The organism is Arcanobacterium wilhelmae (assembly GCF_029632765.1).
GTDB lineage: Bacteria > Actinomycetota > Actinomycetes > Actinomycetales > Actinomycetaceae > Arcanobacterium > Arcanobacterium wilhelmae.
The window spans coordinates 536,378-563,005 of the sequence record NZ_CP121247.1 but is presented as its reverse complement, the minus strand read 5'-3'; the positions used below and the strand labels follow the sequence as shown (position 1 = coordinate 563,005).

The 26,628-nt window shown below is 60.1% G+C and carries 22 protein-coding genes and 4 tRNA genes; 3 read left to right on the top strand and 23 right to left on the bottom strand.

Annotation, left to right across the window (positions count from 1 at the left end):
- Positions 1-5: 5 nt before the first annotated feature.
- Both rplC and rpsJ read right to left on the bottom strand, forming a co-directional pair.
- Entirely contained in the window at positions 6-677 is a 672-nt protein-coding gene (gene rplC, locus P8A24_RS02375) for a 50S ribosomal protein L3 (protein ID WP_278059351.1), read from the bottom strand.
- An 11-nt stretch (positions 678-688) separates the two neighbouring features.
- Complete coding sequence (gene rpsJ, locus P8A24_RS02370) at positions 689-997, bottom strand: 30S ribosomal protein S10 (protein ID WP_278013182.1); 309 nt, start codon at positions 995-997, stop codon at positions 689-691.
- A 454-nt stretch (positions 998-1,451) separates the two neighbouring features.
- Between rpsJ and P8A24_RS02365 the strand changes: the two genes are divergently transcribed.
- Positions 1,452-2,078 (top strand): hypothetical protein, encoded by a 627-nt coding sequence (locus P8A24_RS02365; RefSeq protein WP_278059346.1) that lies wholly within the window; start codon positions 1,452-1,454, stop codon positions 2,076-2,078.
- Between the two features lie 121 nt (positions 2,079-2,199).
- On the opposite strand, the gene tuf is transcribed toward P8A24_RS02365, so the two are convergent.
- The 14 genes from tuf to P8A24_RS02295 form a co-directional block, all read right to left on the bottom strand.
- Positions 2,200-3,390, bottom strand: a complete 1,191-nt coding sequence (gene tuf, locus P8A24_RS02360; protein WP_278059344.1) for an elongation factor Tu — start codon at positions 3,388-3,390, stop codon at positions 2,200-2,202.
- 116 nt (positions 3,391-3,506) lie between these two features.
- The gene (gene fusA / locus P8A24_RS02355; RefSeq protein ID WP_278059342.1) at positions 3,507-5,645 is read right to left on the bottom strand and encodes an elongation factor G; all 2,139 of its coding nucleotides are present in this window, start codon (positions 5,643-5,645) and stop codon (positions 3,507-3,509) included.
- An 18-nt stretch (positions 5,646-5,663) separates the two neighbouring features.
- Positions 5,664-6,134, bottom strand: coding sequence for a 30S ribosomal protein S7 (gene rpsG, locus P8A24_RS02350; protein WP_278059339.1), 471 nt, complete (start codon positions 6,132-6,134; stop codon positions 5,664-5,666).
- Positions 6,134-6,508: a 30S ribosomal protein S12 gene (gene rpsL / locus P8A24_RS02345; protein WP_278059337.1), complete on the bottom strand. Its 375-nt coding sequence runs from the start codon at positions 6,506-6,508 to the stop codon at positions 6,134-6,136. The genes rpsG and rpsL overlap by 1 nt, the downstream gene beginning before the upstream one ends.
- Positions 6,509-6,921: 413 nt before the next feature.
- Positions 6,922-10,881 (bottom strand): DNA-directed RNA polymerase subunit beta', encoded by a 3,960-nt coding sequence (rpoC, locus tag P8A24_RS02340; protein WP_278059334.1) that lies wholly within the window; start codon positions 10,879-10,881, stop codon positions 6,922-6,924.
- A gap of 90 nt (positions 10,882-10,971) precedes the next feature.
- Positions 10,972-14,436: a DNA-directed RNA polymerase subunit beta gene (gene rpoB, locus P8A24_RS02335; protein WP_278059332.1), complete on the bottom strand. Its 3,465-nt coding sequence runs from the start codon at positions 14,434-14,436 to the stop codon at positions 10,972-10,974.
- Positions 14,437-14,876: 440 nt separating this feature from the next.
- A complete protein-coding gene (rplL, locus tag P8A24_RS02330; RefSeq protein WP_278059330.1) occupies positions 14,877-15,263 on the bottom strand; it encodes a 50S ribosomal protein L7/L12 in 387 nt (128 codons plus the stop codon).
- Positions 15,264-15,324: 61 nt separating this feature from the next.
- The gene (gene rplJ / locus P8A24_RS02325; RefSeq protein ID WP_278059328.1) at positions 15,325-15,846 is read right to left on the bottom strand and encodes a 50S ribosomal protein L10; all 522 of its coding nucleotides are present in this window, start codon (positions 15,844-15,846) and stop codon (positions 15,325-15,327) included.
- A 325-nt stretch (positions 15,847-16,171) separates the two neighbouring features.
- Positions 16,172-16,798, bottom strand: coding sequence for a uridine kinase (gene udk / locus P8A24_RS02320; protein ID WP_278059326.1), 627 nt, complete (start codon positions 16,796-16,798; stop codon positions 16,172-16,174).
- Between the two features lie 88 nt (positions 16,799-16,886).
- Positions 16,887-17,588 (bottom strand): 50S ribosomal protein L1, encoded by a 702-nt coding sequence (rplA, locus tag P8A24_RS02315; protein ID WP_278059323.1) that lies wholly within the window; start codon positions 17,586-17,588, stop codon positions 16,887-16,889.
- 77 nt (positions 17,589-17,665) lie between these two features.
- Positions 17,666-18,100, bottom strand: coding sequence for a 50S ribosomal protein L11 (rplK, locus tag P8A24_RS02310; RefSeq protein ID WP_278059321.1), 435 nt, complete (start codon positions 18,098-18,100; stop codon positions 17,666-17,668).
- A gap of 74 nt (positions 18,101-18,174) precedes the next feature.
- Positions 18,175-18,945: a transcription termination/antitermination protein NusG gene (nusG, locus tag P8A24_RS02305; RefSeq protein WP_278059319.1), complete on the bottom strand. Its 771-nt coding sequence runs from the start codon at positions 18,943-18,945 to the stop codon at positions 18,175-18,177.
- Positions 18,946-18,971: 26 nt separating this feature from the next.
- Positions 18,972-19,193 carry a preprotein translocase subunit SecE gene (gene secE / locus P8A24_RS02300; protein WP_278059317.1) on the bottom strand — a complete coding sequence of 74 codons (222 nt, stop codon included), beginning with the start codon at positions 19,191-19,193 and terminating at the stop codon, positions 18,972-18,974.
- 52 nt (positions 19,194-19,245) lie between these two features.
- A tRNA-Trp gene (locus P8A24_RS02295) sits at positions 19,246-19,318 on the bottom strand.
- Positions 19,319-19,562: 244 nt separating this feature from the next.
- On the opposite strand from P8A24_RS02295, the gene P8A24_RS02290 reads away from it, so the two are divergent.
- A complete protein-coding gene (locus P8A24_RS02290; RefSeq protein WP_278059314.1) occupies positions 19,563-20,756 on the top strand; it encodes a pyridoxal phosphate-dependent aminotransferase in 1,194 nt (397 codons plus the stop codon).
- Between the two features lie 97 nt (positions 20,757-20,853).
- Here P8A24_RS02290 and P8A24_RS02285 read toward each other — a convergent pair whose 3' ends face one another.
- Positions 20,854-22,053 (bottom strand): phosphotransferase, encoded by a 1,200-nt coding sequence (locus P8A24_RS02285; RefSeq protein ID WP_278059312.1) that lies wholly within the window; start codon positions 22,051-22,053, stop codon positions 20,854-20,856.
- 57 nt (positions 22,054-22,110) lie between these two features.
- Here P8A24_RS02285 and P8A24_RS02280 point away from each other — a divergent pair, with 57 nt between their 5' ends.
- Entirely contained in the window at positions 22,111-23,130 is a 1,020-nt protein-coding gene (locus tag P8A24_RS02280; protein ID WP_278059310.1) for an adenosine deaminase, read from the top strand.
- Positions 23,131-23,167: 37 nt separating this feature from the next.
- Here the strand turns inward: P8A24_RS02280 and P8A24_RS02275 are convergent, their stop codons facing one another.
- The 6 genes from P8A24_RS02275 to P8A24_RS02250 form a co-directional block, all read right to left on the bottom strand.
- On the bottom strand, positions 23,168-24,298 hold the full coding sequence (locus P8A24_RS02275) for a UDP-N-acetylmuramate dehydrogenase (protein WP_278059308.1): 1,131 nt from the start codon (positions 24,296-24,298) through the stop codon (positions 23,168-23,170).
- Positions 24,299-24,428: 130 nt separating this feature from the next.
- A complete protein-coding gene (gene rpmG, locus P8A24_RS02270) occupies positions 24,429-24,599 on the bottom strand; it encodes a 50S ribosomal protein L33 (protein WP_278059306.1) in 171 nt (56 codons plus the stop codon).
- A gap of 52 nt (positions 24,600-24,651) precedes the next feature.
- Positions 24,652-24,725 (bottom strand) — tRNA-Met (locus P8A24_RS02265).
- A 27-nt stretch (positions 24,726-24,752) separates the two neighbouring features.
- A tRNA-Thr gene (locus tag P8A24_RS02260) sits at positions 24,753-24,828 on the bottom strand.
- Between the two features lie 99 nt (positions 24,829-24,927).
- Positions 24,928-25,008: transfer RNA gene (locus P8A24_RS02255), tRNA-Tyr, on the bottom strand.
- Positions 25,009-25,199: 191 nt separating this feature from the next.
- On the bottom strand, positions 25,200-26,585 hold the full coding sequence (locus P8A24_RS02250; RefSeq protein ID WP_278059304.1) for an FAD-dependent oxidoreductase: 1,386 nt from the start codon (positions 26,583-26,585) through the stop codon (positions 25,200-25,202).
- Between the last annotated feature and the right edge of the window lie 43 nt (positions 26,586-26,628).

The window sequence follows — 26,628 nt, the reverse complement described above, 5'->3', positions numbered from 1 at the left end:
TAAAATCAGGCTCCCTTCACGGACGAACGAACAACGACAACGCCACCCTTGGGGCCCGGAATAGCACCGGTAACGAGAAGCAGGTTGTTCTCGGCGTCGATCGCGTGAATGGTCAGATTCTGCACGGTGACGCGGGCGGAGCCCATACGGCCAGCCATGCGCATACCGCGGAACACACGGGACGGGGTGGCGCAAGCGCCAATCGAGCCCGGCTTGCGGTGGTTACGGTGAGCACCGTGCGAAGCGGAAACGCCAGCAAAGCCGTGGCGCTTCATGACGCCGGCGAAGCCCTTACCCTTCGACTTACCGATAACGTCCACCGACGCGCCAGCCTCGAAAGTCTCCACACCGAGCTCCTGACCGAGCGTGTACTCGGCAGCGTCCTCGGTGCGGATCTCCGCGACGTGGCGGCGCGGGGTCACACCGGCCTTCTCGAAGTGGCCAGCGAGCGGCTTGGTCACGTTCTTATTCTTCAGCTCACCGGAGCCGATCTGAACGGCGGCGTATCCGTCGACCTCAGGGGTGCGGATCTGCGTCACAACGTTCTTTCCAACAGACACCACGGTGACGGGGACGAGCTTACCCTCGTCGTCCCACACCTGGGTCATACCCAGCTTGGTACCGAGAAGCGCCTTGTAAGCAGGCTTCTGCGGCGCAAAAGTAATTTTCTTGGTCATAATGCGTTACCTCAGAGCGTAATATCGACGCTGACATCGGCCGGTAAATCCAGACGACGCAGGGTATCGATGGTCTTCAGGGTCGGATCGACGATGTCGATCAGGCGCTTGTGCGTACGCATTTCAAACGCCTCGCGACTGTCCTTGTACTTGTGGGGCGAGCGAATGACCGTGAAGACATTCTTCTCGGTCGGCAACGGAACGGGTCCCACAACAGACGCTCCAGTACGGGTAACTTCGTCGACGAGCTTTTTCGCTGCGTTGTCGATGACCTCGTGGTCATAAGACTTCAGACGGATGCGGATCTTTTGTCCCGCCATGGCGTCGTCTCCCTCTCTCTACCGCGGTTAACCAAAATCCCATACGCATGGGCGTGCACCGCGATGATGAGTCGCAATCCGTCAAGCCCTATGTGATTTTGATGAACCTCTTAATGTACCGGTCTGCTTTTGCAGATCGGCCAAGTTCTTACAGCCCTCCCGGGCAACTACACCAGTATGGCAGAAATTCACCGTTTCCACCAAACTCGTCCGCAAGATCGTGTCGAACCACACTCCCGCGGACTCTCAGCAATTGCGCCTCCGGACTCGAACCCTCCATACGGTACCAGCACACTCGTCACGTAGCCAGTTCTCGTGCTGTGAGCCCACACACGACCATGCCTTAACATATTTTGCCGTCATCCATCGCACACTATCCACAGTTTTGGAAATATTTAAGGTTCACTTATACGAAGATGAAATAATAGACTACCAACAACTAATGGAGGATAATATGATTTATGAATTTACACGGAACGCTCCACTTGGCTATCTACTGTTGCCAGTCAAGGAGGGAACGGTATCCAAAAGGATCGCAGCCGGGGCAGCAATCGCTCCCCTATCGGACCGCGAGGGCGATTTCATGGTGCAATGGTACGACCCTGACATAGCTACGCGATTTTACGACTGGGACAATCCATTTTCCAGATTCCATGTGTCCCCCAAAAGCTTTACGGAGCCAATGCCGCTCGACAACCAGATCGTTCTCACAGAGGGCCAATTTGCCGTCGTGGTTGTCGGCGAGGGGTCACACTGGTGTCGGGCATCAATCCACATCGTCCTCAACGGAACCATGTGGCGATTCCTCGAAACCGGTGGTTCCGATCCGCGCTATCGAGCAAGCTCGCGTGAGTACATTCTGCTTTCACCAGAATCTCCCGGCCATATCGGCGCAATCGTCGTCGTCGACGAAGACGGTTTCGACCTCCAATGCGAACCCGGTGACTACGAGACTAATCCCAAACTCTTACCTATCCTCACACCCGGCGTCGCCGAGCTTCTGTGGAACGACGGATTCATGCATCATCGAATGGAAGCAACTACGTTTGCTCCCGTTGCACCCGGCGTGCGACCTTACTGATTCGTAGCTCTATCGTGCAGCAAGCACTTTCCACAAAACACTGCTCACGAGCACAAAAAGGAAGGGCCCCGATGCTTGAGCATCGGGGCCCTTGAGGTTTTAACCCTGTGAGCTCAGATCATCACTTGATGATCTTGATAACACGGCCTGAACCCACGGTGTGGCCACCCTCGCGGATAGCGAAGCCGAGGCCCTCTTCCATAGCAATCGGCTGGATGAGCTCAACGGTCATCTCAGTGTTGTCGCCAGGCATGACCATCTCGGTGCCCTCCGGGAGGGTGATGATACCGGTCACGTCCGTGGTACGGAAGTAGAACTGCGGACGGTAGTTCGAGAAGAACGGGTTGTGACGGCCGCCCTCTTCCTTCTTCAGCACGTAAACCTGTGCCTCGAAGTTGGTGTGCGGGGTGATCGAACCCGGCTTAGCCACAACCTGGCCACGCTCAACTTCCTCACGCTTGGTGCCACGCAGGAGGAGGCCACAGTTCTCGCCAGCCTCAGCGTAGTCCATCTGCTTGTGGAACATCTCGATACCGGTAACGGTGGTCTTCTGCGGAGCGCGGATGCCGAGAATCTCGACTTCCTCGTTCAGGTTCAGCTGGCCACGCTCAACACGGCCGGTCACAACGGTGCCGCGGCCGGTGATCGTGAAGACGTCCTCGATTGGCATGAGGAACGGCTTGTCGAGATCGCGAACCGGGTCGTCGAAGTAGTTGTCGACCTGATCCATGAGCTCCTCGATGGAAGCGGTCCACTTCTCGTCGCCCTCGAGAGCCTTGAGAGCCGAGATCTTGACGACCGGGAGGTCGTCGCCCGGGTACTCCTGCGACGAGAGGAGGTCACGAACCTCCATCTCGACGAGCTCGAGGAGCTCCTCGTCATCGACCATGTCAGCCTTGTTCAGAGCCACGATGATCTGCGGCACGCCCACCTGGCGAGCGAGCAGCACGTGCTCGCGGGTCTGAGCCATCGGGCCGTCGGTAGCAGCAACCACGAGGATTGCGCCGTCCATCTGAGCAGCGCCGGTAATCATGTTCTTGATGTAATCGGCGTGGCCCGGGGCGTCCACGTGAGCGTAGTGACGCTTCTCGGTCTGGTACTCAACGTGCGAAACGTTGATGGTAATACCACGCTGGCGCTCCTCGGGAGCGTTGTCGACCTGGTCGAACGGGGTGAACTCGTTCAGATCCGGGTACTTATCCGCGAGAACCTTGGTGATAGCAGCGGTCGTCGTCGTCTTACCGTGATCGACGTGACCGATGGTGCCGATGTTCATATGCGGCTTGGACTTGTCGTACTTGGCCTTGGCCACTATTCCCCTCCTGGGATTCGATTGATTGGTTGTACAGCTTTGGGACGGAAGCACACACTCCCATACCCGAGGCTAGAACCTACTGGTTACTTGTTTATTGTAATGTACCTGTTGGCTCACTCGCCACGGGTCTTCTGGATGATTTCGTCGGACACAGCCTTCGGAACCTCCTGGTACTTTGCGAACTGCATGGTGTACACTGCGCGACCCTGCGTCTTCGAACGCAGATCGCCAATGTAACCAAACATTTCGGAAAGCGGAACGAGAGCGCGAACGATCTTCACGCCCGTCGCGTCCTCCATCGAGGAGATCTGACCACGGCGGGAGTTAAGATCGCCGATCACATCTCCCATGTACTCCTCAGGAGTACGAACCTCCACGTCCATCACAGGCTCGAGGATGACCGGCTTAGCGCGCTTAGCGCCCTCGCGGAACACCATCTGGCCGGCGATCTTGAACGCCATTTCGGAGGAATCGACGTCGTGGTACGCACCGTCTTCGAGCGTGGCCTTCACGTTCACCATCGGGTAACCGGCAAGAACGCCGTTCTCCATGGCTGCCTGAATACCAGCATCGACCGACGGAATGTACTCGCGCGGCACGCGGCCGCCGGTAACGGCGTCGACAAACTCGTAGGTGTTGCCCTCTTCGTTCTCCTCGAGAGGCTCGAAGGTGACAATAACCTTTGCGAACTGGCCCGAACCACCGGTCTGCTTCTTGTGAGTGTACTCAACGGACTTTGCAGTGCCGCGGATGGTCTCACGGTATGCAACCATCGGGGAACCAACGTTCGCGTCCACCTTGAACTCGCGGCGCATACGATCAACGAGGATGTCGAGGTGGAGCTCGCCCATGCCGCCGATGACGGTCTGGCCGGACTCGTCGTCGAGACGGACCGTGAAGGTCGGATCCTCTTCGGCGAGCTTCTGGATAGCGATACCCAGCTTCTCCTGGTCAGCCTTCGACTTCGGCTCGATGGCCACGTGGATAACGGGATCCGGGAAGGTCATCGACTCGAGCGAGATCGGGTGGTTGATGTCGGTCAGCGAATCACCGGTGGTGGTGTCCTTCAGACCAACAACAGCGTAGATGTGGCCTGCATGTGCCTCATCGACCGGGTTCTCCTTGTTGGAGTGCATCTGGAAGATCTTGCCGATACGCTCCTTCTTGCCCTTCGACGCGTTCAGGACCTGATCGCCCTGAGCAACCTTGCCCGAGTAAATACGAACGAAGGTCAGACGGCCGAAGAACGGGTGGACAGCAATCTTGAAGGCGAGGGCTGCGAACGGAGCGTCCTCGGACGGCTCGCGCGTAAGCTCAACATCCTCATCCTTCGGATCGTGGCCGTGCACAGCGCCGATATCGAGCGGGGACGGGAGGTAATCCACAACCGCATCCAGCACGGGCTGCACGCCAATGTTCTTGTATGCCGAGCCGGCGAACACCGGGAACGCCTCCGAAGCGATGGTCAGGCGGCGAATCACTGCCTTCATCTCGTCAATGGTGGGCTCTTCGCCGCCGAGGTACTTCTCGAGAAGCTCCTCGTCGTTCTCTGCGATGGTCTCGATGAGCTCGGCGCGGTACTCCTCCGCCTTCTCGAGCATATCGGCCGGAATCTCCTCCTCGACAACGACGGCGCCAAGGGTGTCGTTGCCCTTGTCGTCCTTTGCCGGGAAGCGGATTGCCTTCATCTTCAGCAGATCGACAACGCCGGAGAGCTCCGACTCAGCACCGATCGGTAGGTTGAGAACCAGCGGCTTTGCCTTCAGACGGTCCTTAATGGTCTGAACCGAGAAGTAGAAGTCCGCACCCATCTTGTCCATCTTGTTGATGAAGCAAACGCGCGGGACGTCGTACTTGTCCGCCTGGCGCCACACCGTCTCCGACTGCGGCTCCACACCTTCCTTGCCGTCGAACACTGCCACAGCGCCGTCGAGGACGCGCAGCGAGCGCTCCACCTCAACGGTGAAGTCGACGTGGCCAGGGGTGTCGATGATGTTGATCTGAACGTCCTTCTTCTGGGCGTTCTTCCAGTAGGAGGTCACAGCGGCCGACGTAATCGTAATGCCGCGCTCCTTCTCCTGCTCCATCCAGTCGGTGGTCGAAGCACCGTCGTGGGTCTCACCGATCTTGTAGTTAATACCGGTGTAGAAAAGAATGCGCTCGGTCGTCGTGGTCTTACCGGCGTCAATATGCGCCATAATACCAATGTTACGAACGCGGGAAAGGTCTGTAATAACCTTGTGTTCTGCCACTTGGATAGCTCCCTTCGATTACCAGCGGTAGTGGGCGAAGGCGCGGTTGGCCTCTGCCATACGGTGCATATCCTCGCGGCGCTTCACAGCAGCTCCGAGGCCGTTAGCGGCGTCCATGATTTCGTTCATGAGGCGATCCTGCATGGTGTTCTCACGACGCTGGCGGGAGAAATCCACGAGCCAACGAAGAGCGAGCGTGTTTGCACGGTTCGGCTTCACCTCGGTCGGAACCTGATAGGTGGCGCCACCGACGCGGCGGGAACGGACCTCGAGCTGCGGGCGAATGTTCTCCATCGCGCGCTTGAGGACATCCAGCGGCTCCTGCTTGGTCTTCTCAGCAACACCGGCAAGCGCACCGTAAACGATGGCCTCAGCCTTGGTCTTCTTGCCGTCCAGCAGGACGCGGTTAATGAGCTGGGTAACGAGCTGCGAGTGGTGAACCGGATCGGCCACCAGCGGGCGCTTCTTGATGGGGCCCTTACGTGCCATTACTTCTTCTCCTTCTTCGCACCGTACTTCGAACGACCCTGGGCGCGGTTCTTGACACCCTGGGTGTCGAGAGCGCCACGGACGATGTGGTAACGGACACCCGGGAGGTCCTTCACACGGCCTCCGCGAACGAGCACGATCGAGTGCTCCTGGAGGTTGTGGCCCTCACCCGGGATGTATGCGGAGACCTCGATACCCGAGGAAAGACGCACACGGGCGACCTTACGAAGAGCCGAGTTCGGCTTCTTCGGGGTGGTGGTGTAGACGCGGGTGCACACGCCTCGACGCTGCGGGGATCCCTTCAGCGCACGAGTGGAGGATGCACTCGACTTGCTCGAGCGGCCCTTACGGACCAGCTGCTGAATAGTTGGCACTATTTCTCCTATGTCGAATGTTTTCGTCAAGTTTGCCCGCCTGCCAAGCCCTTTTCACTTTAGCCTGCGGTCAGAGGGACACCGTCCCCTCATCACGTCCGTGAGCTTCAAGCCGAATCATGACATCGCGTGGAGGCAATGGCATCATCCGAACAGGGCAACATAAAGCTCCCGGAACGGGCACCATTGTCAAGAATAGTGCCCGCGGGAGCAAAACGTCAAAAGTTTTTGAACACGGACGCAGGTGGGTTAAGGCACACTTTGCGGTGGGTTTCGGTTCGTCTCCGACGACGTCAGGAGCGCAACTCCGCCTGCGGGTAGTGGCCCGACGACGAAACGCGGGGTGCGGGCGATATTTTCGCCCGCACCCCGCGGATTCATCTCAGCCGGCGTGATTTTTCACGCGCGACCAATCAGAAGTTGCTGAAACCGTATCCAAGGCCAGAATCAAAATCCATGGCCGAGTAGCCGTAGAGATCCTCATACTCCTCCGTGTTCGACATGAAGGAGTTGACCGACTCATACTCACTGCGCGCCTCGGCGGTGGGCTCCACCGACACGTGGCGCAGAGTCTCCAGGCCAGTACCGGCCGGGATGAGCTTACCAAGGATGACGTTCTCCTTGAGGCCCGCGAGCGGATCCGACTTGGAGTTGAGGGCCGCTTCCGTGAGGACCTTAGTGGTCTCCTGGAACGATGCGGCCGACAGCCACGAATCGGTTGCGAGCGAAGCCTTGGTGATACCCATGAGTTCCGGACGGCCCGACGCCGGCTTGCCACCGTGTGCGAGAGTGGCGCGGTTGGCATCTTCAAACACCGCAACGTCCACGAGCTCGCCCGGAAGGAGCGACGAATCGCCCGAATCGAGAACCGTGACACGGCGGAGCATCTGGCGAACGATCACCTCGATGTGCTTGTCGTGGATCTCCACGCCCTGCGAGCGGTACACGTGCTGTACCTCGGAGACGAGGTGAAGCTGAGCCGTGCGGCGACCCGAGATACGCAACACCTTCTTCGGATCCACAGAACCCTCAACGAGCTGCTGGCCAACCTCAACGTGCGACCCCTCCGGCACGAGGAGCTTGGCACGCTTCGCTACGAGGTACGTGATGTCCTCGTCGCCGTCGTCGCGCTTGATGATCAGGCGACGCGAGCGCTCCAGATCCTCGATCTCGAGCTTTCCAGCTGCCTCCACGATCGGAGCCTCACCCTTCGGGGTTCGGGCCTCGAAGAGCTCCTGCACACGCGGAAGACCCTGAGTAATATCCTCTGCCGACGCCGCACCACCGGTGTGGAACGTACGCATCGTCAGCTGGGTACCCGGCTCGCCAATCGACTGAGCCGAAACGATACCCACAGCCTCGCCGATATCCACCAGCTTGCCGGTAGCCAGCGAACGGCCGTAGCACATAGCACAGGTACCAACGCGCGAATCACAGGTGAGCACGGAACGAACCGAAATCTCCTTGATGCCCGCATCGAGCATCTTCTCGAGCGCGACGTCACCAATATCGGTGCCAGCAGCGATCACAACGTTGCCCTCGGCGTCCACTGCATCCTTTGCCAAGGTGCGCGCGTACACCGAGGTGTCAATCTCCTCGTGTGGCAACACCTCGCCGGCTGCCCAATCGGCTGCCGAGACTTCCTTTTCTGTGACTCGCTGGCCGTTAACCAGGCGGATCTCGTTGCGCTCGGAGTCGATTTCCACAATCGACTTGGTCAGGCCGCGGCGAGTGCCACAGTCTGCTTCGCGCACGATCACGTCCTGAGCGACGTCCACGAGACGACGGGTCAGGTAACCCGAGTCGGCCGTACGAAGAGCGGTATCGGCCAGGCCCTTACGGGCGCCGTGGGTTGCGGTGAAGTACTCGAGTGCCGACAAGCCCTCATAGTAGTTCGACTTAATCGGGCGAGGAATAATCTCACCCTTCGGGTCGGCCACCAGGCCACGCATGCCCGCCACCTGGCGAATCTGCATCCAGTTACCACGAGCTCCCGACGACACCATCTGGTTGATGTTGTTGAAATCGTCGAAGTGGGCACGCATTTCGTCAGCCACGTTGTCGGTAACCTCAGTCCACAGGTTCACGAGGTCACGACGACGATCCGAATCGCGGATGTTACCTTCCTGGAAGTCCTGCTCGATCTTCGCTGCGCGCTCCTCGGCCTTCTCCAAAATCTCTGCCTTGTTTGGCGGAGTCGCGACGTCGGACACGGCGATGGTCACGCCCGAACGACCACCCCAGTAGTAACCGGTGTTCTTCAGGGCGTCCAGCGATGCGCCGACGTCGACCTTCGGGTAGCGTTCAGCGAGCTCGTTGACGAGCGAGCCGAGGACCTTCTTATCGACAACCTTATTCACGTACGGGAAGGTAGTGGGCAGAGCCTCATTGAACAGCGCACGGCCGAGCGAGGTCTTGAGGATGATGTCGTCACCCTCCTCGTAACCCTCCGGAGCCTGCCAGTCACGCGGGAGCGTAATGTCGCCCGCGTGGAAGCGGATGTAGCACTCCGCTTCAAGATTGAGCTTGCCCAGATCCTTCGCCATCTCAGCCTCGGCCATCGACGTGAAGTAGTGACCTTCACCCTCGGCGCCCGGACGGAGCATCGTCAAGTGATACAGACCAATAATCATGTCCTGAGCCGGAACGGTCACAGGGCGACCATCGGAAGGCTTGAGGATATTGTTAGCCGACAGCATGAGGATACGAGCCTCAGCCTGCGCCTCCACCGACAGCGGAAGGTGGACAGCCATCTGGTCACCGTCGAAGTCGGCGTTGAACGCGGAACACACGAGCGGGTGAAGGCGGATTGCCTTACCTTCGATCAGCTGCGGCTCGAACGCCTGAATACCGAGACGGTGGAGCGTGGGTGCGCGGTTGAGCAGCACCGGGTGCTCCTTAATGACCTCTTCAAGAACGTCGAACACTTCGTCGCGCTGGCGATCGATCAGGCGCTTGGCAGCCTTAATATTCTTCGCAAGCTCAAGATCCACAAGGCGCTTTTGCACGAACGGCTTGAACAGCTCGAGGGCCATGGTCTTGGGAAGACCACACTGGTGGAGCTTCAGCGTCGGGCCCACGACGATCACGGAACGGCCCGAGTAGTCAACGCGCTTACCCAGAAGGTTCTGGCGGAAACGACCCTGCTTACCCTTGAGCATGTCCGAGAGGGACTTCAGGGGACGGTTGCCCGCGCCCTGAACCGGGCGGCCACGGCGGCCGTTATCGAACAGCGCGTCCACAGCCTCCTGAAGCATGCGCTTCTCGTTGTTGACCATGATCTCCGGCGCGTTCAGATCGAGCATGCGCTGGAGGCGGTTGTTGCGGTTGATCACGCGGCGGTACAGATCATTGAGATCCGAGGTGGCGAAACGGCCGCCGTCGAGCTGAACCATCGGGCGAAGATCCGGCGGGATCACCGGAATCGCATCGAGGACCATCGACTCCGGCGCAATACCCGAGTGGAGGAACGCGTTGACTACTTTGATGCGCTTAAGAGCACGGGTCTTGCGCTGAGCGGTGCCCGTCTCAATCTGCTCCACGAGCAGGTCATGCTCGGCTTGCAGGTCAAAGTTTCGCAGGCGCTTCTGCACAGCCTCAGCACCGCGCGACGCCTCAAAGTAATCGCCCCAGCGCAGGTTCATCTCGCGGTATGCTTCTTCATCGCCCTCGAGATCGCCCACCTTGAGCTTGGTGAACTTGTCCCACACGTTCTCGAGACGCTCGAGATCCTCTTCGTACTGACGACGAACACGGCGCGTATCCGACTCCGCATTACGCTTGATCTTGGCGCGAGTCGCAGCGTCGGCGTCGGAGGCTTCCGCCTCCGCAAGCGCAGCTTCCTCAGCCTTCAACGCACGCTCGACGGCGGCGTCGCGATCCTTGATGATATTCTCGCGCTCAAGCTCGTACTCGGCCGTGAGCGACGGAAGATCGTTATGACGGCGCTCCTCATCCACATCCGTCACCATGTAGGCGGCGAAGTAAATGACCTTCTCCAGATCCTTCGGAGCGATGTCCATCAGGTAGCCAAGGCGCGAGGGAACGCCCTTGAAGTACCAGATGTGGGTCACGGGAGCGGCGAGCTCAATATGACCCATGCGCTCACGGCGAACCTTCGAACGCGTGACCTCAACGCCACAGCGCTCACACACGATGCCCTTGTAACGCGGGCGCTTGTACTTGCCGCACGCACACTCCCAATCGCGGGTCGGGCCGAAGATCTGCTCACCGAACAAGCCGTCCTTTTCCGGCTTGAGGGTGCGGTAGTTGATGGTCTCCGGCTTGGTTACCGTGCCGTGCGACCACTTGCGAATGTCCTCCGACGTCGCAAGAGCAATATGAAGCTGATCGAACAGATTAACGTCGAGCAAGATTCCTACTTCCTCAGTTTTTACGCCTGATATCAGTTCACTCGTTGCGGGCGAGCGGCGCGGCCCGCCCGCAACAAGTTTTCAGTGGGATCAGAAATCCGCACCCGTGGTCAGGCCCTCAAGGCCTGTCGAGATTCCAGCCGACTGCGGAGCGCGGAACGCATCATCGTCCGCATCCTGCAGGTTGATCGGGTTACCAGCAGCATCCAGAGCCTCAACGTTCAAGCACAGGGAACGCATTTCCTGAACGAGAACCTTGAACGACTCCGGGATACCCGGCTCGGGCACGTTGTCGCCCTTCACGATCGCCTCGTACACCTTGACGCGGCCGACCGTATCGTCGGACTTGATGGTCAGCATTTCCTGGAGGGTGTGTGCAGCGCCGTAAGCCTCGAGCGCCCACACCTCCATCTCGCCGAAACGCTGGCCACCGAACTGTGCCTTACCGCCGAGCGGCTGCTGGGTCACCATCGAGTACGGGCCCGTGGAACGGGCGTGGATCTTGTCGTCCACAAGGTGGTGCAGCTTGAGCATGTACATGTAGCCCACCGACACACGCTCCGGGAACGGCTCGCCGGTGCGGCCGTCGAACAGACGCGCCTTACCGGTGCCGTCGACCATGCGATCGCCGTCGCGGTTCGGGAGGGTGTTGGCAAGGAGACCCGAGAGCTCATCGTGCTGCACACCGTCGAATACCGGGGTGGAGACGAGACGGTGCGGATGGCCCACAACAGCATCCTCCGGGATGCGGTTGGCCCACTCTTCACCATTCTGACGCGCCTCGGTGGCGTCCCAGCCCTGCTTGGCGATCCAGCCAAGGTGGAGCTCGAAGACCTGACCGAGGTTCATACGGCTCGGCACGCCGAGCGGGTTCAGGACCACGTCCACCGGGGTGCCATCCTCGAGGAATGGCATATCTTCGACCGGGAGGATGCGTGAGACCACACCCTTGTTGCCGTGGCGACCTGCCATCTTATCGCCGATGACGATCTTGCGGCGCTGAGCGATCAGCACGCGCACCGACTGGCGAACATCAGCTGCCAGCTCATCGTGGTTCTCGGCCGAGAACTCGGACACGCCAATGACGATGCCCCACTCGCCGTGCGGCACGCGCATCGAGGTATCGCGGACTTCCTTTGCCTTCTCACCGAAGATGGCGCGCAGGAGGCGCTCTTCGGAAGTCAGCTCGGTTTCACCCTTCGGGGTGATCTTGCCGACGAGAATATCGCCAGCCTTCACCTCGGCGCCGATGCGGATAATGCCGCGCTCGTCAAGGTTCGCGAGCGTATCTTCCGAAACATTCGGGATGTCGCGGGTGATCTCTTCCGGTCCAAGCTTGGTATCGCGAGCATCGACCTCGTGCTCCTCGATGTGGATCGAGGTGAGGATGTCCTCCGACTGCACGCGCTGGGACAGGATGATGGCGTCCTCGTAGTTGTAGCCGTTCCACGCCATGAACGCCACGAGAAGGTTCTGGCCGAGCGCGAGCTCGCCGCCGTCGGTTGCCGGGCCGTCTGCGATAAGCGAGCCCTTCTCCAGGCGGTCACCCTCGTTGACTGCCACCTTCTGGTTGGTGCAGTTGCCCGGGTTCGAACGCTCGAACTTTGCCAGGCGGTAGACGCGGTGGTTTCCGGAATCCTCCTCCACGTGCACGGCATCTGCCGACACTTCGGTGACGACGCCGGGGGCGAGAGCCACCGTGACGTCACCGGAATCGACTGCGGTGCGGATCTCGACGCCGGTGCCCACGAGCGGAGCCGTAGGACGCAGGAGCGGCACGGCCTGGCGCTGCATGTTCGCGCCCATGAGGGCTCGGTTCGCATCGTCGTGCTCGAGGAACGGAATCGACGCGGTACCCACCGACACCATCTGGCGGGCGGAGATGTCCATGTAGCCCACCTCGTGGGCCTCGATCAGGGCAGGCTCGCCGCCGGGGAGACGAACGAGGACTTCCTCATCACGGAACGAGCCATCCTGGTTCAGCGGTGCGGAGGCCTGAGCGATCGCGTAACGATCTTCATCCGTGGCATTGAGGTACTCGATCTCGTCGGTCACCTTGCCATCGACAACCTTGCGGTACGGGGTCTCGATGAATCCAAAGGAGTTCACTCGACCGTAGGAGGCGAGCGAGCCGATCAAGCCAATGTTCGGGCCTTCCGGGGTCTCAATCGGACACATGCGGCCGTAGTGGGACGGGTGGACGTCTCGAACTTCCATCGATGCGCGATCGCGCGAGAGGCCGCCCGGACCAAGTGCCGACAGACGGCGCTTGTGGGTCAAGCCAGCGAGTGGGTTGTTCTGATCCATGAACTGGCTCAGCTGCGATGTTCCGAAGAACTCCTTGATCGCTGCCACGATCGGACGGATATTGATCAGCGACGACGGCGTGATCGCTTCCGCTTCCTGGGTGGTCATACGCTCGCGGACCATACGATCGAGACGCGACAGACCGGTGCGCACCTGGTTCTGGATCAGCTCGCCAACAGCGCGAATACGGCGGTTGCCGAAGTGATCGATGTCGTCGTTCTCCACCGGAACCGAGGCGCCGCCCTCAGCGGTGACGGTCTGGGCCTCACCCGCGTGAAGCGCGAGGAGGTAACGGATCGTCGCGGTAATATCCGCGATCGTGAGCTGACGCTCGGTGGCCGCGGTATCCAGGCCAAGCTTGGTGTTCACCTTGTAGCGACCGACCTTCGCCAGGTCGTAGCGCTTGGGGTTGAAGTAGAAGTTGCGCAGCAGCGAACGGCCAGCCTCCGCCGTCGGCGGCTCGCCCGGGCGCAGCTTACGGTACAGGTCCGTGAGCGCCTCTTCCTGGGTGTGGACCGTATCCTTCTCCAGGGTGTCGATGAGCACCGGGTAATCGGCGAACTCTTCGCGAATCTCAGCCTCGGACATGCCGATCGCCTTGAGGAACACGGTGACCGACTGCTTACGCTTACGATCCACGCGAACGCCAACCGAATCGCGCTTGTCGATCTCGAACTCGAGCCAGGCACCACGCGACGGGATGATCTTCGTCGAGTAAATGAGCTTATCGGAGGTCTTATCCGCGGCGGTCTCGAAATAGACACCCGGGGAACGGACAAGCTGGGAGACCACGACGCGCTCAGTACCGTTGATGATGAAGGTACCCTGCGGGGTCATCAGCGGGAAATCGCCAATGAAGGTGGTCTGCGACTTAATTTCGCCCGTCTCGTAGTTCTGGAACTCGGCGGTGACGTACAACGCGGCGGAGTAGGTCAGATCCTTTTCTTTACACTCCGCCATCGAGGCCTTTTCTTCCTCGAGGTGCGGGTTGGAAAGGACCAGACCCATGGTCTGGGCAGTGTTCTCGATTGGGGAGACTTCCTCAAAAATCTCCTCGAGGCCCGACTTCTCGCCAGGCGCAGCGTTCTCACGCCACTCGGGGGCGCCGATGAGCCAGCGGTAGCTGGAGGTCTGAAGACCCAGCAAGTCCGGCACGGCGAGAGGCTCGTGAATCTTTGCGAACGAGACGCGGTCAGCAGCGAGGCGGCCGTCAACAACAGTAGGCTTAGAGGTGCTCGAAGCAGCCAAAGGGGCTTCCTTCCCTTGATCCGGTAAGGCTAAATGCCGTTCTCCCGACGCCGATCGCGCAAGTAACGCACGATTTTGGGCATGAAGAGGCCACGGCAAGTTTCAAATTTACACTCAAAGGATGCACAAGTCCACCCCTCACCCATGTGGAGAGGGTCACGACACCATAATGTCTGCGCAATCCTCGAAGGTCCGCCTCCGGTGCTGGAGCCAGTTTCATCGATGTACGCAGAATGTAACCGAGGAAAACCTCGCATATGACTTTCCCACGACTGCGATGGCTTCGCAACCCGACCCGCCGCCCCGGCGTCGGGAACGCGCCTTTCACCCGACCACGAAACTTAACGCCACCAGCAGGCGATAACCTCCTGGGAACAAAAAGGAGCGCCCCAGCAACAGCTGGGACGCTCCCGAAGCGATGAGCGGCTAGGCCGCGAAAATCACTTGAGCTCGACGGTAGCGCCGGCGCCCTCGAGGGCTTCCTTTGCCTTCTCGGCGGTCTCCTTGTTGACGCCCTCCAGGACAGCCTTCGGAGCCGAATCCACGAGCTCCTTCGCCTCCTTCAGACCGAGGGAGGTGAGGCCGCGCACCTCCTTGATGACCTGGATCTTCTTGTCGCCAGCGGAGGCAATGATGACGTCGAACTCGTCCTTCTCTTCAGCAGCAGCGGCCTCGCCGCCAGCAGCCGGAGCAGCAGCAACGGCAGCAACCGGAGCAGCAGCCTCAACGTCAAATTCCTCTTCGAACTTCTTCACGAAGTCCGAGAGCTCAACGAGCGTGAGCTCCTTGAAAGCTTCGATGAGCTCTTCAGCAGTGAGCTTAGCCATGATGGCCTTCCTTCCTTTTGCCTACTTGCGAGGCAGATAACTATTGGGTTTACGCTGCCGATCAGGCAGCTTCTTCCTGCTTCGCGCGCAGGGCGTCCACGGTGCGAACGGTCTTGACCATCGGCGCAGTGAACATGTAAGCAGCCTGGTAGAGCGACGCCTTGAGGACGCCAGCGGTCTTTCCAAGCAGAACCTCGCGAGATTCGAGATCGGCGAGCTTCTTGACACCTTCGGCATCGAGAACATTGCCCTCGAGCACGCCACCCTTAGTAATCAGGGCGTCGTGATCCTTGGAGAAGTTCTTAATAGCCTTAGCTGCGGAAGCGATGTCACCGGAAACGAATGCAAGTGCAACGGGGCCCTTGAGGTAGTCGTCGAGACCTTCGACGCCAGCCTGCTTAGCCGCGATGCGAGCGAGGGTGTTCTTCGCCACCGTGTAGTGCGCCTCCTGACCAAGGGAGCGACGAAGTTCCTTCATCTGCTCCACAGTCAGTCCGCGGTACTCGGTCACGAGAACGGCTGCAGAGTTCTGGAACAGATCCTTGAGCTCTGCAATCGCTGCAGACTTATCGGTCCGTGCCATGGGACCTCCTTCCGTTGTACGCCGCAGAGCAAATAAAAAACCTCGCACATGCAGGTGCGAGGCCAAACTCTTCCCGGGAACGGAAAGTATTGAATTCTCACCTGCGCTGGCTACGTTTCGTATTTATCCCGATGTGGGACCTGCGGTCTTGGGCGTTCATCAGCGTACCGACATCGGACTGGATTGTCTAGCTCGAGCGAGGCTTTCGTGGCGCATGCCACGCGATCGAGCACGGAAAGTACCCGAGGGCGACCAAGGATTTCCCGGGGGGGGGGAGGAGGGTCGACGTCGGAGCAGCTGATACGCACCGGCGCCGATGCCGTGGCTAGTCAGCCGCTACTCCGAGCTCGTGGGCAATACGGTGGAACAGCATCTCGAGCGCCACCACGTTCTGGCCACCTTCGGGAACGATCAGATCGGCTCGGCGCTTCGAGGGCTCAACATACAGCTCGTGCATTGGCTTGACGGTGGTGAGGTACTGCGCCTCCACCGATTCGATCGAGCGCCCGCGCTCAAGCACATCACGCTTGATGCGGCGCATGATACGCACATCGGCATCAGTATCAACGAAAATCTTCACGTCAAACAGCTCGCACATGCGCGGATCGTGGAAGATCAAGATACCCTCCACGAGGATCACGGGCGCGCTCTCGACATGCGTGGTATCGGCCGAACGATTGTGTGCCGCATAATCGTATACCGGAGACTCGATCGACTCCCCCGCGATCAGCTTGCGCAGGTCCGCGATCATCAAATCGTTATCGAACGCGTCTGGAGAATCGTAGTTTAAGGCCGCGCGGTGCTCGTAATCGAGATCATCGTGGGCCTTGTAGTAGTTGTCGTGATAGACCACCGCCGTCTTGCCCTGATAGTGGTTCGCGATCGCCTTGGTGAGCGTAGTCTTTCCGCTTCCCGTGCCTCCAGCAATTCCGATGACGAACGGACGGTTCATTATGCCTCCCTGCAACGATTCTTCATTCCGATTGTAAAGCAAAGGGCCTCGCACCAGTGGTGCGAGGCCCTTTGAGCAATTAAACGCCTCAGGCTTCTGCGCGGGTCTTCGTGGCATCCAGCGGGATACCCGGACCCATCGTGGTCGAAACCGTCGCCTTGCTGATGTAGCGACCCTTTGCCGACGCCGGCTTCAGGCGGAGGATCTCCTCCTGAGCAGCAGCGTAGTTCTCGAGAAGCTGATCGAGCTCGAAGCCGGTGTGACCCACGATGAACGCGAGGTTGCCGTGCTTATCCACGCGGAACTCGATACGGCCACCCTTAATGTCCTTGACAGCCTTGGCCACATCCATGGTCACGGTGCCAGTCTTCGGGTTCGGCATGAGGTTACGCGGACCGAGCACGCGGCCGAGGCGGCCAACCTTGCCCATCATGTCCGGGGTTGCGACGGCGGCGTCGAAATCGGTCCAGCCACCGGCGACCTTCTCGATGAGCTCGTCATCGCCGACCACGTCGGCGCCAGCCTCGAGAGCGGCCTGAGCCTTCTCACCAACGGCGAAGACAACGACCTTGGCGGTCTTGCCGGTGCCGTGCGGGAGCGAGACAGTGCCGCGAACGAGCTGATCAGCCTTACGCGGATCAACGTTGAGACGGAACATCACCTCAACGGTCGATTCGAACTTCGTGACCGAAGTCTTCTTCGCGAGGTCGAACGCCTCGCGCGGCGAGTAAAGCTCGCCGGGCTGGATCAGCTCGGCCGCCTTACGGTAATTCTTTGAGCGCTTTGCCATTCTGCTTGTCTCCTTCTTAGCAGCTGTGGGGAACGGACCAGCTCAGGGCCCTACCACGTGCCAGATTCTGCTGGCTATCAGATTTCGTCGGTGGTGACGCCCATCGAACGAGCGGTGCCGGCGATGATGCGGGCTGCGTTGTCGATGTCGTTAGCGTTGAGATCCGGCATCTTGGTCTTCGCGATCTCGCGAAGCTGATCCGCGGTGAGGTGCGCAACCTTCACGGTGTGCGGAGTTGCCGAACCCGACTTGATGCCAGCTGCCTTCTTGATGAGACCGGAGGCCGGCGGGGTCTTGGTAATGAAGTCGAACGAGCGGTCCTCGTACACCGTGATTTCAACCGGGACGATGTTTCCGCGCATCGATTCCGTCGCAGCGTTGTACGCCTTGACGAACTCCATGATGTTCACGCCGTGCTGACCCAGAGCCGGGCCAATCGGCGGTGCCGGCGACGCAGCTCCAGCTTCAATCTGAAGCTTGATCAGTCCGGCAACCTTCTTCTTCGGTGGCATGTTTGATCCTAACTATTAGCTTCCGCCATATGGCAATAATGGCGGGGTTCCTTCGAATCGAGACGAGGGATGAATTAGTCCATCTTCTTGATTTGACCGAAGGACAAATCGACCGGGGTTTCCTGGCCGACAAGTGTCATGAGCACGGTGAGCCTCTGGTTCACCGGGTCAACCTCAGAAATTGTAGCGGGCATTCCCACCCAAGGCTCAGTGGTCAAGGTCACAACCTCGCCAACCTCGTACTCCACCTCGAACTCCGGAGTACCCGAAAGTACTGGCTTTCCGGCGGCGACTGCCTCGGCAGCGACCTGCTGCTCGACAACAGGCGTGAGCAACTGCACGGCCTCATCGAGTGAGAGAGCGACCGGATCGCGACCGTTCCCAACGAAACCAGTGACGCCGTTCGTGGACTGGACAACTCGCCATGAATCGTCAGTCAACTCCATACGGACGACGGCGTAGCCCGGCATGCGCACGCGAGAAACCAGCTTCTGCTGGCCCTTCTTGACCTCGTACACCTCTTCCATCGGCACCTCGATCTGGAAGATGTAATCTTCCATGTTCATCGAGTGCATACGCGTTTCAAGCGACTGCTTGACACGCTTCTCGTAGCCCGCGTACGTGTGGAGAACGTACCAGCGGCCCGGGAGACCCTTGATCTGATCGCGGACCATTTCTTCCGTCACAACACCCTCAGGTGCTTCTTCCTTCGCAGGCGCCGCCGGAGTGGACTCCTCGACGGGTTCGACGGGAGCCTCGGTGGCCTCCTCCTGCGCAACCTCAGCCTGAACCTCCGGTGCCTCCTGTGCGTCGGAGAACAGCGGATTCACATTCTCTTCACTCATCTAAGCTTTCCCTTCCTGGCCGAGATTTAACCGAAAATCCAGAACATGGACTGGTTGAAGACCAGATCAACGGCGGTCACAAAGACCATGATGATGGTCACGAATACCACAACAGTGACGAACATCTTCCACAGCTCTTCACGGGTTGGGCGCTGCACCTTCTTAAATTCAGCGATCACTTCCTTGAAGAAGGTGATGATGCGCGCGAAGAAGCCTTCCTTGGCTGGCGAGCGACGAGCTTCGTTCACGGTTGATCCTTTCGATTGATAAAAGAAACGGCCCTATCGGGCCGCTTACTAGCAGGGCAGGAGGGACTCGAACCCACAACCGCCGGTTTTGGAGACCGGTGCGCTACCAATTGCGCCACTACCCTATTGCGCAGGCCTTCACGATTATCGCAAAGTTTGCGCTACAAAGCCAATGTTTGCTCGATCAAGTGTAGCCGCGCGAATCATAAATCTCCAGTCGAGCACCCCTTCACACCCTGTTATCCACGCCACGGAGATTGCCTTGTCGCTTTGAAGCAGGGCACCGACGTCGGCAGGCATGACGTTCCTCCCTCGCTTTCCCCACTGCGCAAACTTGGCCACGGTAGCGAAAGGTGACACGATGAGAACATGCGTCTTTCAACTCATGTTTCGTCACTGACACCCTCGGCTACGCTCGCCGTGGATCTGCGAGCGAAGGAACTCGCCGCAGCAGGCCGCCCGATCATCGGCTTCGGCGCGGGCGAACCCGATTTCCCCACCGCAAAATTCATCGTGAATGCAGCCGTCGAAGCTGCCCGCGACCCCCGTAACCACCACTACACAGCAGCAGCCGGCCTCGCAGAGCTTCGCGAAGCAATCGCCGCGAAAGCGCTCAAAGATTCGGGCACGAACGTCGACCCGACAAACGTGATCGTCACAAACGGCGGCAAGCAGGCCGTCTACCAGGCATTCATGGCCACCGTCTCCCCCGGCGACGACGTCCTCCTCCCAGCCCCCTACTGGACCACCTACCCCGAGGCGATCCGCCTCGCAGGTGGCAACCCCATCGAGGTGTTTGCCCCTGCCGATGCCGGATACAAGGTCACCGTGGATCAGCTCGAGGCCGCCTACACATCGCGCACCACCACGCTCCTCATGTGCTCGCCGTCGAACCCCACGGGCGCCGTGTACACCGCTGATGAACTCCACGCGATCGGCCAGTGGGCCATCGCCAAAGACCTATGGGTAATCTCGGACGAAATCTACGAAAACCTTGTGTATGAAGGCGAAATGGCCTACCTCCTGCGCGTGGTTCCCGAACTCGCGGACCGCCTCATTACCGTCAACGGCGTCGCGAAATCGTACGCGATGACTGGCTGGAGAGTGGGCTGGATGTTCGGCCCTGCCGAAGTGATCCGAGGCGCGCGCATTCTCCAAGGCCACCTCTCCTCGCACGTGAACAACATTGCCCAGCGCGCCGCGCTCGCGGCGTTGAACGCCGACCAGCACTTCGTTTCCGAGATGAAGGTGGCGTTTAATCGGCGCCGCCTCGCGCTCGTCGAGGCGCTCGAGCAGATCGACGCATTCTCCGTTCCCACCCCCAGTGGCGCGTTCTATGTGTTCGCGAACGTCGAGCGCGCGCTCGGGCAGGAGATCAACGGCAAAGTTGCGACCACGTCGGCGCAGCTCGCGGACCTGATCCTTGAAGAAGCCGACGTTGCCCTCGTTCCGGGCGAAGCCTTCGGCGCGCCCGGGCACCTGCGGCTTTCGTACGCCCTCGCCGACGACGCCCTCGCCGAAGGCGCCCAGCGGCTCGTCCAGCTCTTCTCCCAGGTCAAGTAAAAGGCCACCGACGCCGGGGTTCGCATCATGTTCAACGCCAGCCTCGCGGCCGGTGCGCCGCACGACGCCGGTGCACCACACGACGCCGGCGGTGCAGCTACCTGCCAGCCTGTGCGTAGCTCATCCACTCGTTCGCGATCGCGAGGCGCGTGCGGCAATGCTGCTCCCAGCCGCGCTTGCGAGCTTTCGCGGGCCCAGCGACAAGAGAAAGAACGACGCCGGCGGCGCTGGCACCCAGCGCCGCCGGGCCCACCTCCCGAGCGGCCAAATCTCGCCAGCGCTCCACAACTGGCCCGATCCCGCGGTACCGTTGCGGCGAGAGATCTTCGAGTACCGACATATGGCCAAGCAGGCATCCCCAATCGTGGGCGCGATATCCCGGCCCGAGCGTATCGATGTCGATCACACCCGAAATTTGCCAGCTGGCCGGATCCACGAATACGTTCGCTTCATAGAAATCGCCGTGCGTGGGAACCAACGGCCCAAAATCAGTGGCGGCAATCAATGCTTCGATCCGCTCCCCCAGTTGCACAGATTCTCGGGAAATTGCCGGTAATGCGGCACCCGCCGCGCGGCCATAGGCACCCGCCCGCTCCGCCCACGCCTTGCGGCGTTTAAGATGCGTGATCGGCTCACCCATCCCTTCCACAAGCTGCGCCAGCCGAGAAAACATCGCATCGGCGTCGGGAAGCGACGGGCGCGACGCCAAGAAGCGACTCAGCGGCACACCAGGCACAGCCCGTGTCAGTACCAGCCCATCGTCCGATATCCGCACAACCTGCGGAGACGGCATACTCTCACGCGCCAGTTCCAGCCGCCCCACGACAGCAGCCAGCGACGACGTTGGCACAACCTTCGCGAAATAGGTGACGTTGCCGTCGGCGCGCACCACCGCCCGACGCGTGGGCCGATAGGCGAGCAACTCAATCTCCACGCTTTCCCCGATAAACTCCGACAGTGCCTGCGGATCACACGCGAGCGGCAGTGCAGGAAGCTGCGGATCGAACGGGTAACGCCACACGAAATACCGGCGGCCCTCGAAGTCGAAAATTTCCCCTCCGTCGTCGCGAAGCCGGCCTTCGTCCACACGAGCCGTAGACGCCACGACGTACGCCTCGCCGACCTCGCCGCACACCGAATACCCCACCGAAACTCCGCCACCCACGCGGTGATGCACCGCGTGAACACGCCACGAATTCAGCCCAAAATCGGGCCCCACGAACTGCGCAAGCATGTGCGAGGCACCCTCGTTCGTCAGTGCAGCCAGATCAGCTTTCTCAATAGCGGCGGAACTCATATGTCCAGTTATAGAAAGATTTCGCGCATCGTTCAACGCGCCACTACACTGAAACGCATGAGAAATCTCGCGCTGCTGCCCAAAGCTCACCTGCATCTTCACTTCACCGGGTCGATGCGCGTGTCAACACTTGCTGACATGGCCCGCGAGCAGGGCATTCGTATCCCCGAGAACCTTACCGACAACCGCGCTCTTCAAGTCCCCGCCGATAAACGTGGGTGGTTCCGCTTCCAACGCAACTACGACGCCGCCCGAAAAGTCGTGCGTACGGAAGCTGCGATGCGCCGCATCGTTCTTGAAGCCGCCCAAGACGATGCACGTGAGGGTTCACGCCGCCTCGAAATTCAGATCGACCCCACCTCGTACGCCCCGTTCGTCGGCGGCCTCACACCCGCGCTCGAGATCGTCCTCGACGCCGCCGTGGACGCTTGGCACTCCACGGGAGTCCAGGTTGGTGTGATCGTCGCAGCTTCTCGTATGAAACACCCACTCGACGGGCGCACACTCGCGCGCCTCGCCGCCAAGTATGCCGGCGACGGCCCGGGAGAAGTGATCGGATTCGGCCTGTCCAACGACGAGCGGCGCGGCAATACCGCCGATTGGGAGGAAGCATTTGCCATCGCTGCACGCGCCGGGCTCGCATCGGTTCCGCATGGGGGCGAACTCCTCGGCCCCGAACACATCCGCGAAGTCGTGGGCCATCTCCACCCCACGCGCCTCGGACACGGCGTGCGCGCCGCCGAGGATCCGCGCCTTCTCGACGAGATCGTCAGCCGTGACATTGCCCTCGAAGTGTGCCCCGCGTCCAACGTTTCCCTCGGCGTCTACACGGCGTCCGATCAGGTCCCGTTGCACACCCTCGTCGACGCCGGTGCCACAATTGCACTCGGAGCCGACGATCCGCTGTTGTTCCTCTCACGCCTGACCGATCAATACGAGATCGCACGTGCACAAGGGCTCACCGACGCGCAAATCGCCCAACTCGCCAAGGGCTCAATCCGTGCCTCCCTCGCCTCTGATTCCGACAAGCGGGCATGGACAGCCGAGGTCAATGCCTGGCTCGCAGACAGCGAATGAAGAAAAGAGGCGGGCCAGTGGCCCGCCTCTGAGCGTTTTACAGCGTCTCCCCCAGCACCACCGGCTCGGGATGCAGATCCACGCCGTACGCCGCGCGTACGCCCTCCTGGATGTGGCGTGCCAGCTGCCGGATGTCGGCGCTCGTTGCCCCTCCACGGTTCGTCAGCGCGAGCGTATGCTTCGTTGACAGCGACGCGCGCTCCCCGACCGCAAAACCCTTGGGGAAACCCGCATGATCAATCAGCCACGCCGCCGACGTCTTCACCAGCCCTTCGCCAGCAGAATAACGTGGAGCCTCCGGCGGGAGCGTAGCCGCGACGCCGGCGGGAAGGATTGGGTTCGTGAAGAACGAGCCGCACGAGAACGTATCCCGATCCGAATCGTCCAAGACCATGCCTTTGCTGGCGCGCAGTGCGAGCACTGTTTCGCGCACCTGCCATGCCGGGGCCGTTTGCCCCACCTCAACTCCGAGCGCTCCGGCGAGCTGGCCGTACTTGATCGGTGCGGACATCGACCCGCGGAACATGTGGAAGAGGACGTCGAGGACAATCCAGCGCGGCGAGTAGCCCCACTGGGCAATCGACTGCTTGAGGATCGAATCGCGATAGGAGAATTTCATGTCGGTGAGGAACAGCGTTTTAATCTGGCCGGTTTCACGATCGTAGGTGGTGGCCGCAGCGAAAGTATCTGCCAGTTCCTGACCGTACGCACCGATATTCTGCACCGGCGCTGCTCCCACGGCTCCCGGGATGCCCGAGAGCGCCTCCAGACCACGCCACTCGTGTTCGATCGCGTAGCGCACCACGTCGTCCCACGGCGTACCGGCGAGTGCTCGCATCTGGGCGCCACCGCAGCCATCTTCCATCACGGTTTCGATGCCCGAACGCATATCGCGCACGACGACGCCCTCGAACGGCTCGTCCGACGCAAGGATATTCGAACCACCCCCGAGTACGAGCAAAGGAACGCCTGCAGAATCCGCCTCGCGGATCGCCGCGATCAGCTCCTCGCGGGTGTGGGCCTCGACGTATCGGGAAATCGTTCCACCCACACCCATGGTGGTGAGATCGGCGAGCGATGCAGGCTCAGCGCCGATACGGTTCGACTGCGCTGGGAACACAGGAGGAATATCGCCGCTGGGCGGCTGAGGGATCAGTTCACACGACATAGGCTCTATGCTACCCGACGACGCCGCTGCCAGATTTTCTTCCGGCGCAGCTTCGCTCTCGGTGAGAATTGCTGGCCAGGGTAGCAAAAAGGCCCGCAACTGCGGGCCTTTCCTTATATCGCCTGAAAGTTCAGCGAGTCTCGCGATGCGCGGTGGACTCGTTGCACTTGGGGCAGTACTTCTTCAGCTCAAGACGATCCGGCGTGTTGCGGCGGTTCTTCTTGGTGATGTAGTTACGCTCCTTGCAAACCTCGCATGCGAGGGTGATCTTAGGGCGAACGTCTGCTGACTTGCTAGCCACGGTTAATTCCTCACGTTCGGTTTGGCTGGGAAGCGGGATTGCTTTCCGGCAGTAGCGGGGGCGGGGTTTGAACCCGCGACCTCACGATTATGAGTCGTGCGCTCTGACCAACTGAGCTACCCCGCCGCATCTTCATTTCACTCGAGAAATGAATGGAGCCCCGAAAGGGAATCGAACCCTTGACCTTCTCCTTACCATGGAGACGCTCTGCCGACTGAGCTATCGGGGCAACGCTGGAAATCTTAACAAGCTTCTCGCTCTGTTTTCCAACTGTGAGAGCCTTACGATTCGTGAACCGCGCCACTCCCACATCCGGCGAACCGGATCGTGGCAGGTGAGGGATTCGAACCCCCGAAGGTTACCCGTCTGATTTACAGTCAGATGCATTTGGCCGCTCTGCAAACCTGCCGTTGCGCACTGTGTCGTGCACGAGTAAATACATTAACGGCCACTGCCCAGGAGTGTCAAACTGAGAGCGAACAAATTTGTCCTGCTTCACATCCACATCTGCTTCAGCACCGTTTTCCCCCACACAATCACGGACGAAATGCGGGGAAGGCGAGGGCCACACCCCTCGCCTTCCCCGCATCACACAACGACTCAGTACAGCTTGCCGTCGTGCTCCTCACCACGGGAGACCGCCGTCATCGTCTCACGCTCAACAACCTTGATGCGCTCACGCCCCACTGGCTCACCCAGCGACTTCTCAAACTCCTCGAGCAGACCCCAACCGGCCCACGACGTATAGCGAACACCACGCTCGTCGAGCACCTCCTTGGTGGCCTCCCACCCCACGTTCTCCGTGGTGGCATGGAAGACGCCCGCCTGGTAATCAGTAATCAAGTTGTCAATCGTTTCCTTCGCATCCGACTTCGTCGAACCGATCAAGCCCACAGGGCCACGCTTGATCCAGCCCGTGGCATACATGCCAGGGATCGGCTCGCCGTCGCGAATGACGCGGCCGCCAGCGTTCGGAACAATGCCACGTACGTCATCGAACGGGGCATCGGCAATCGCAGAGGACTTGTAGCCGGTTGCGGTGTAGACCGCCTGCACCGGGTAGTCCATAAACTCGCCGGTCCCTTCAACCCCCTGGTCGCCTGTCAGGCGCGTCCGTTCCATGCGAATACCACTCACATGCCCATCTTCACCGAGAACTTCCACCGGCTGCTGAAGCAGATGGATGTGAATACGATGCGAAGCAGTGAGTTCCTCCGGATCCTGGAACACCCAGTCTGTGAGGATGTTGGTGAGCTGGCGCGTCATCTTGTTCGATGCCATCGCAGCTTCAGAGCCTTCGTCGTACTCGAAATCCTCTGGATAGACGATGATGTCGACATCCGGAACTTGGCCGAGTTCGCGCAACTCCATCGGGGTGAACTTCACCTGCGCCGGACCGCGGCGGCCAAACACGTGAACATCCGTCACCTTCGAGGCACGCAAGCCCTCCTCCACGTTTTGTGAGATCTCGGTCACCATCATATCCTCAGCGTGCTTGGCAAGTACGCGCGCCACATCCAAAGCCACATTTCCGACGCCGATCACGGCCACTTCCTTCGCCTCAAGCGGCCAGGTACGAGGGTAATCGGGGTGTCCGTCGTACCACGCCACAAAATCGGCGGCGCCATAGACCTCGGGAAGATCCGAGCCCGGAATCGTGAACGGGCGATCCTTATCCGCACCGGTGGCGATCACCACGGCATCGTAGTGCTCATGGAGTTCAGCGAACGTGATGTCCTTTCCGATCTCCACATTACCCACAAACCGAATATCGCCGCGCTGGAGCACATTGTAAAGCGCGTTAATGATGGTCTTGATACGTGGGTGATCGGGCGCCACACCGTATCGCACCAGCCCGTACGGCGCCGGGAGCTTCTCATACAGATCGATCTGTACATCCACATCGGACTTCGCCAGAATGTCGGACGCATAGATGCCCGCCGGCCCTGCACCAATCACTGCTACCTGGAGTGGGCGTTCGCTCACGTTGTTACCTCTTTTTACTCAAACGATTTTTATTCGAACGATT

What these genes read in the sequence shown, in the direction of transcription:
- rpsJ (WP_278013182.1), bottom strand. Translation starts at nt 997, where the DNA reads ATGGCGGGACAAAAGATCCGCATCCGTCTGAAGTCTTATGACCACGAG.
- P8A24_RS02280 (WP_278059310.1), top strand. Translation starts at nt 22,111, where the DNA reads ATGAGAAATCTCGCGCTGCTGCCCAAAGCTCACCTGCATCTTCACTTC.
- rplA (WP_278059323.1), bottom strand. Translation starts at nt 17,588, where the DNA reads ATGGCAAAGCGCTCAAAGAATTACCGTAAGGCGGCCGAGCTGATCCAG.
- P8A24_RS02290 (WP_278059314.1), top strand. Translation starts at nt 19,563, where the DNA reads ATGCGTCTTTCAACTCATGTTTCGTCACTGACACCCTCGGCTACGCTC.
- udk (WP_278059326.1), bottom strand. Translation starts at nt 16,798, where the DNA reads ATGAACCGTCCGTTCGTCATCGGAATTGCTGGAGGCACGGGAAGCGGA.
- rpsG (WP_278059339.1), bottom strand. Translation starts at nt 6,134, where the DNA reads ATGGCACGTAAGGGCCCCATCAAGAAGCGCCCGCTGGTGGCCGATCCG.
- nusG (WP_278059319.1), bottom strand. Translation starts at nt 18,945, where the DNA reads ATGAGTGAAGAGAATGTGAATCCGCTGTTCTCCGACGCACAGGAGGCA.
- P8A24_RS02275 (WP_278059308.1), bottom strand. Translation starts at nt 24,298, where the DNA reads ATGTCGTGTGAACTGATCCCTCAGCCGCCCAGCGGCGATATTCCTCCT.
- P8A24_RS02365 (WP_278059346.1), top strand. Translation starts at nt 1,452, where the DNA reads ATGATTTATGAATTTACACGGAACGCTCCACTTGGCTATCTACTGTTG.
- rplL (WP_278059330.1), bottom strand. Translation starts at nt 15,263, where the DNA reads ATGGCTAAGCTCACTGCTGAAGAGCTCATCGAAGCTTTCAAGGAGCTC.
- rplC (WP_278059351.1), bottom strand. Translation starts at nt 677, where the DNA reads ATGACCAAGAAAATTACTTTTGCGCCGCAGAAGCCTGCTTACAAGGCG.
- P8A24_RS02285 (WP_278059312.1), bottom strand. Translation starts at nt 22,053, where the DNA reads ATGAGTTCCGCCGCTATTGAGAAAGCTGATCTGGCTGCACTGACGAAC.
- rplJ (WP_278059328.1), bottom strand. Translation starts at nt 15,846, where the DNA reads ATGGCACGGACCGATAAGTCTGCAGCGATTGCAGAGCTCAAGGATCTG.
- rplK (WP_278059321.1), bottom strand. Translation starts at nt 18,100, where the DNA reads ATGCCACCGAAGAAGAAGGTTGCCGGACTGATCAAGCTTCAGATTGAA.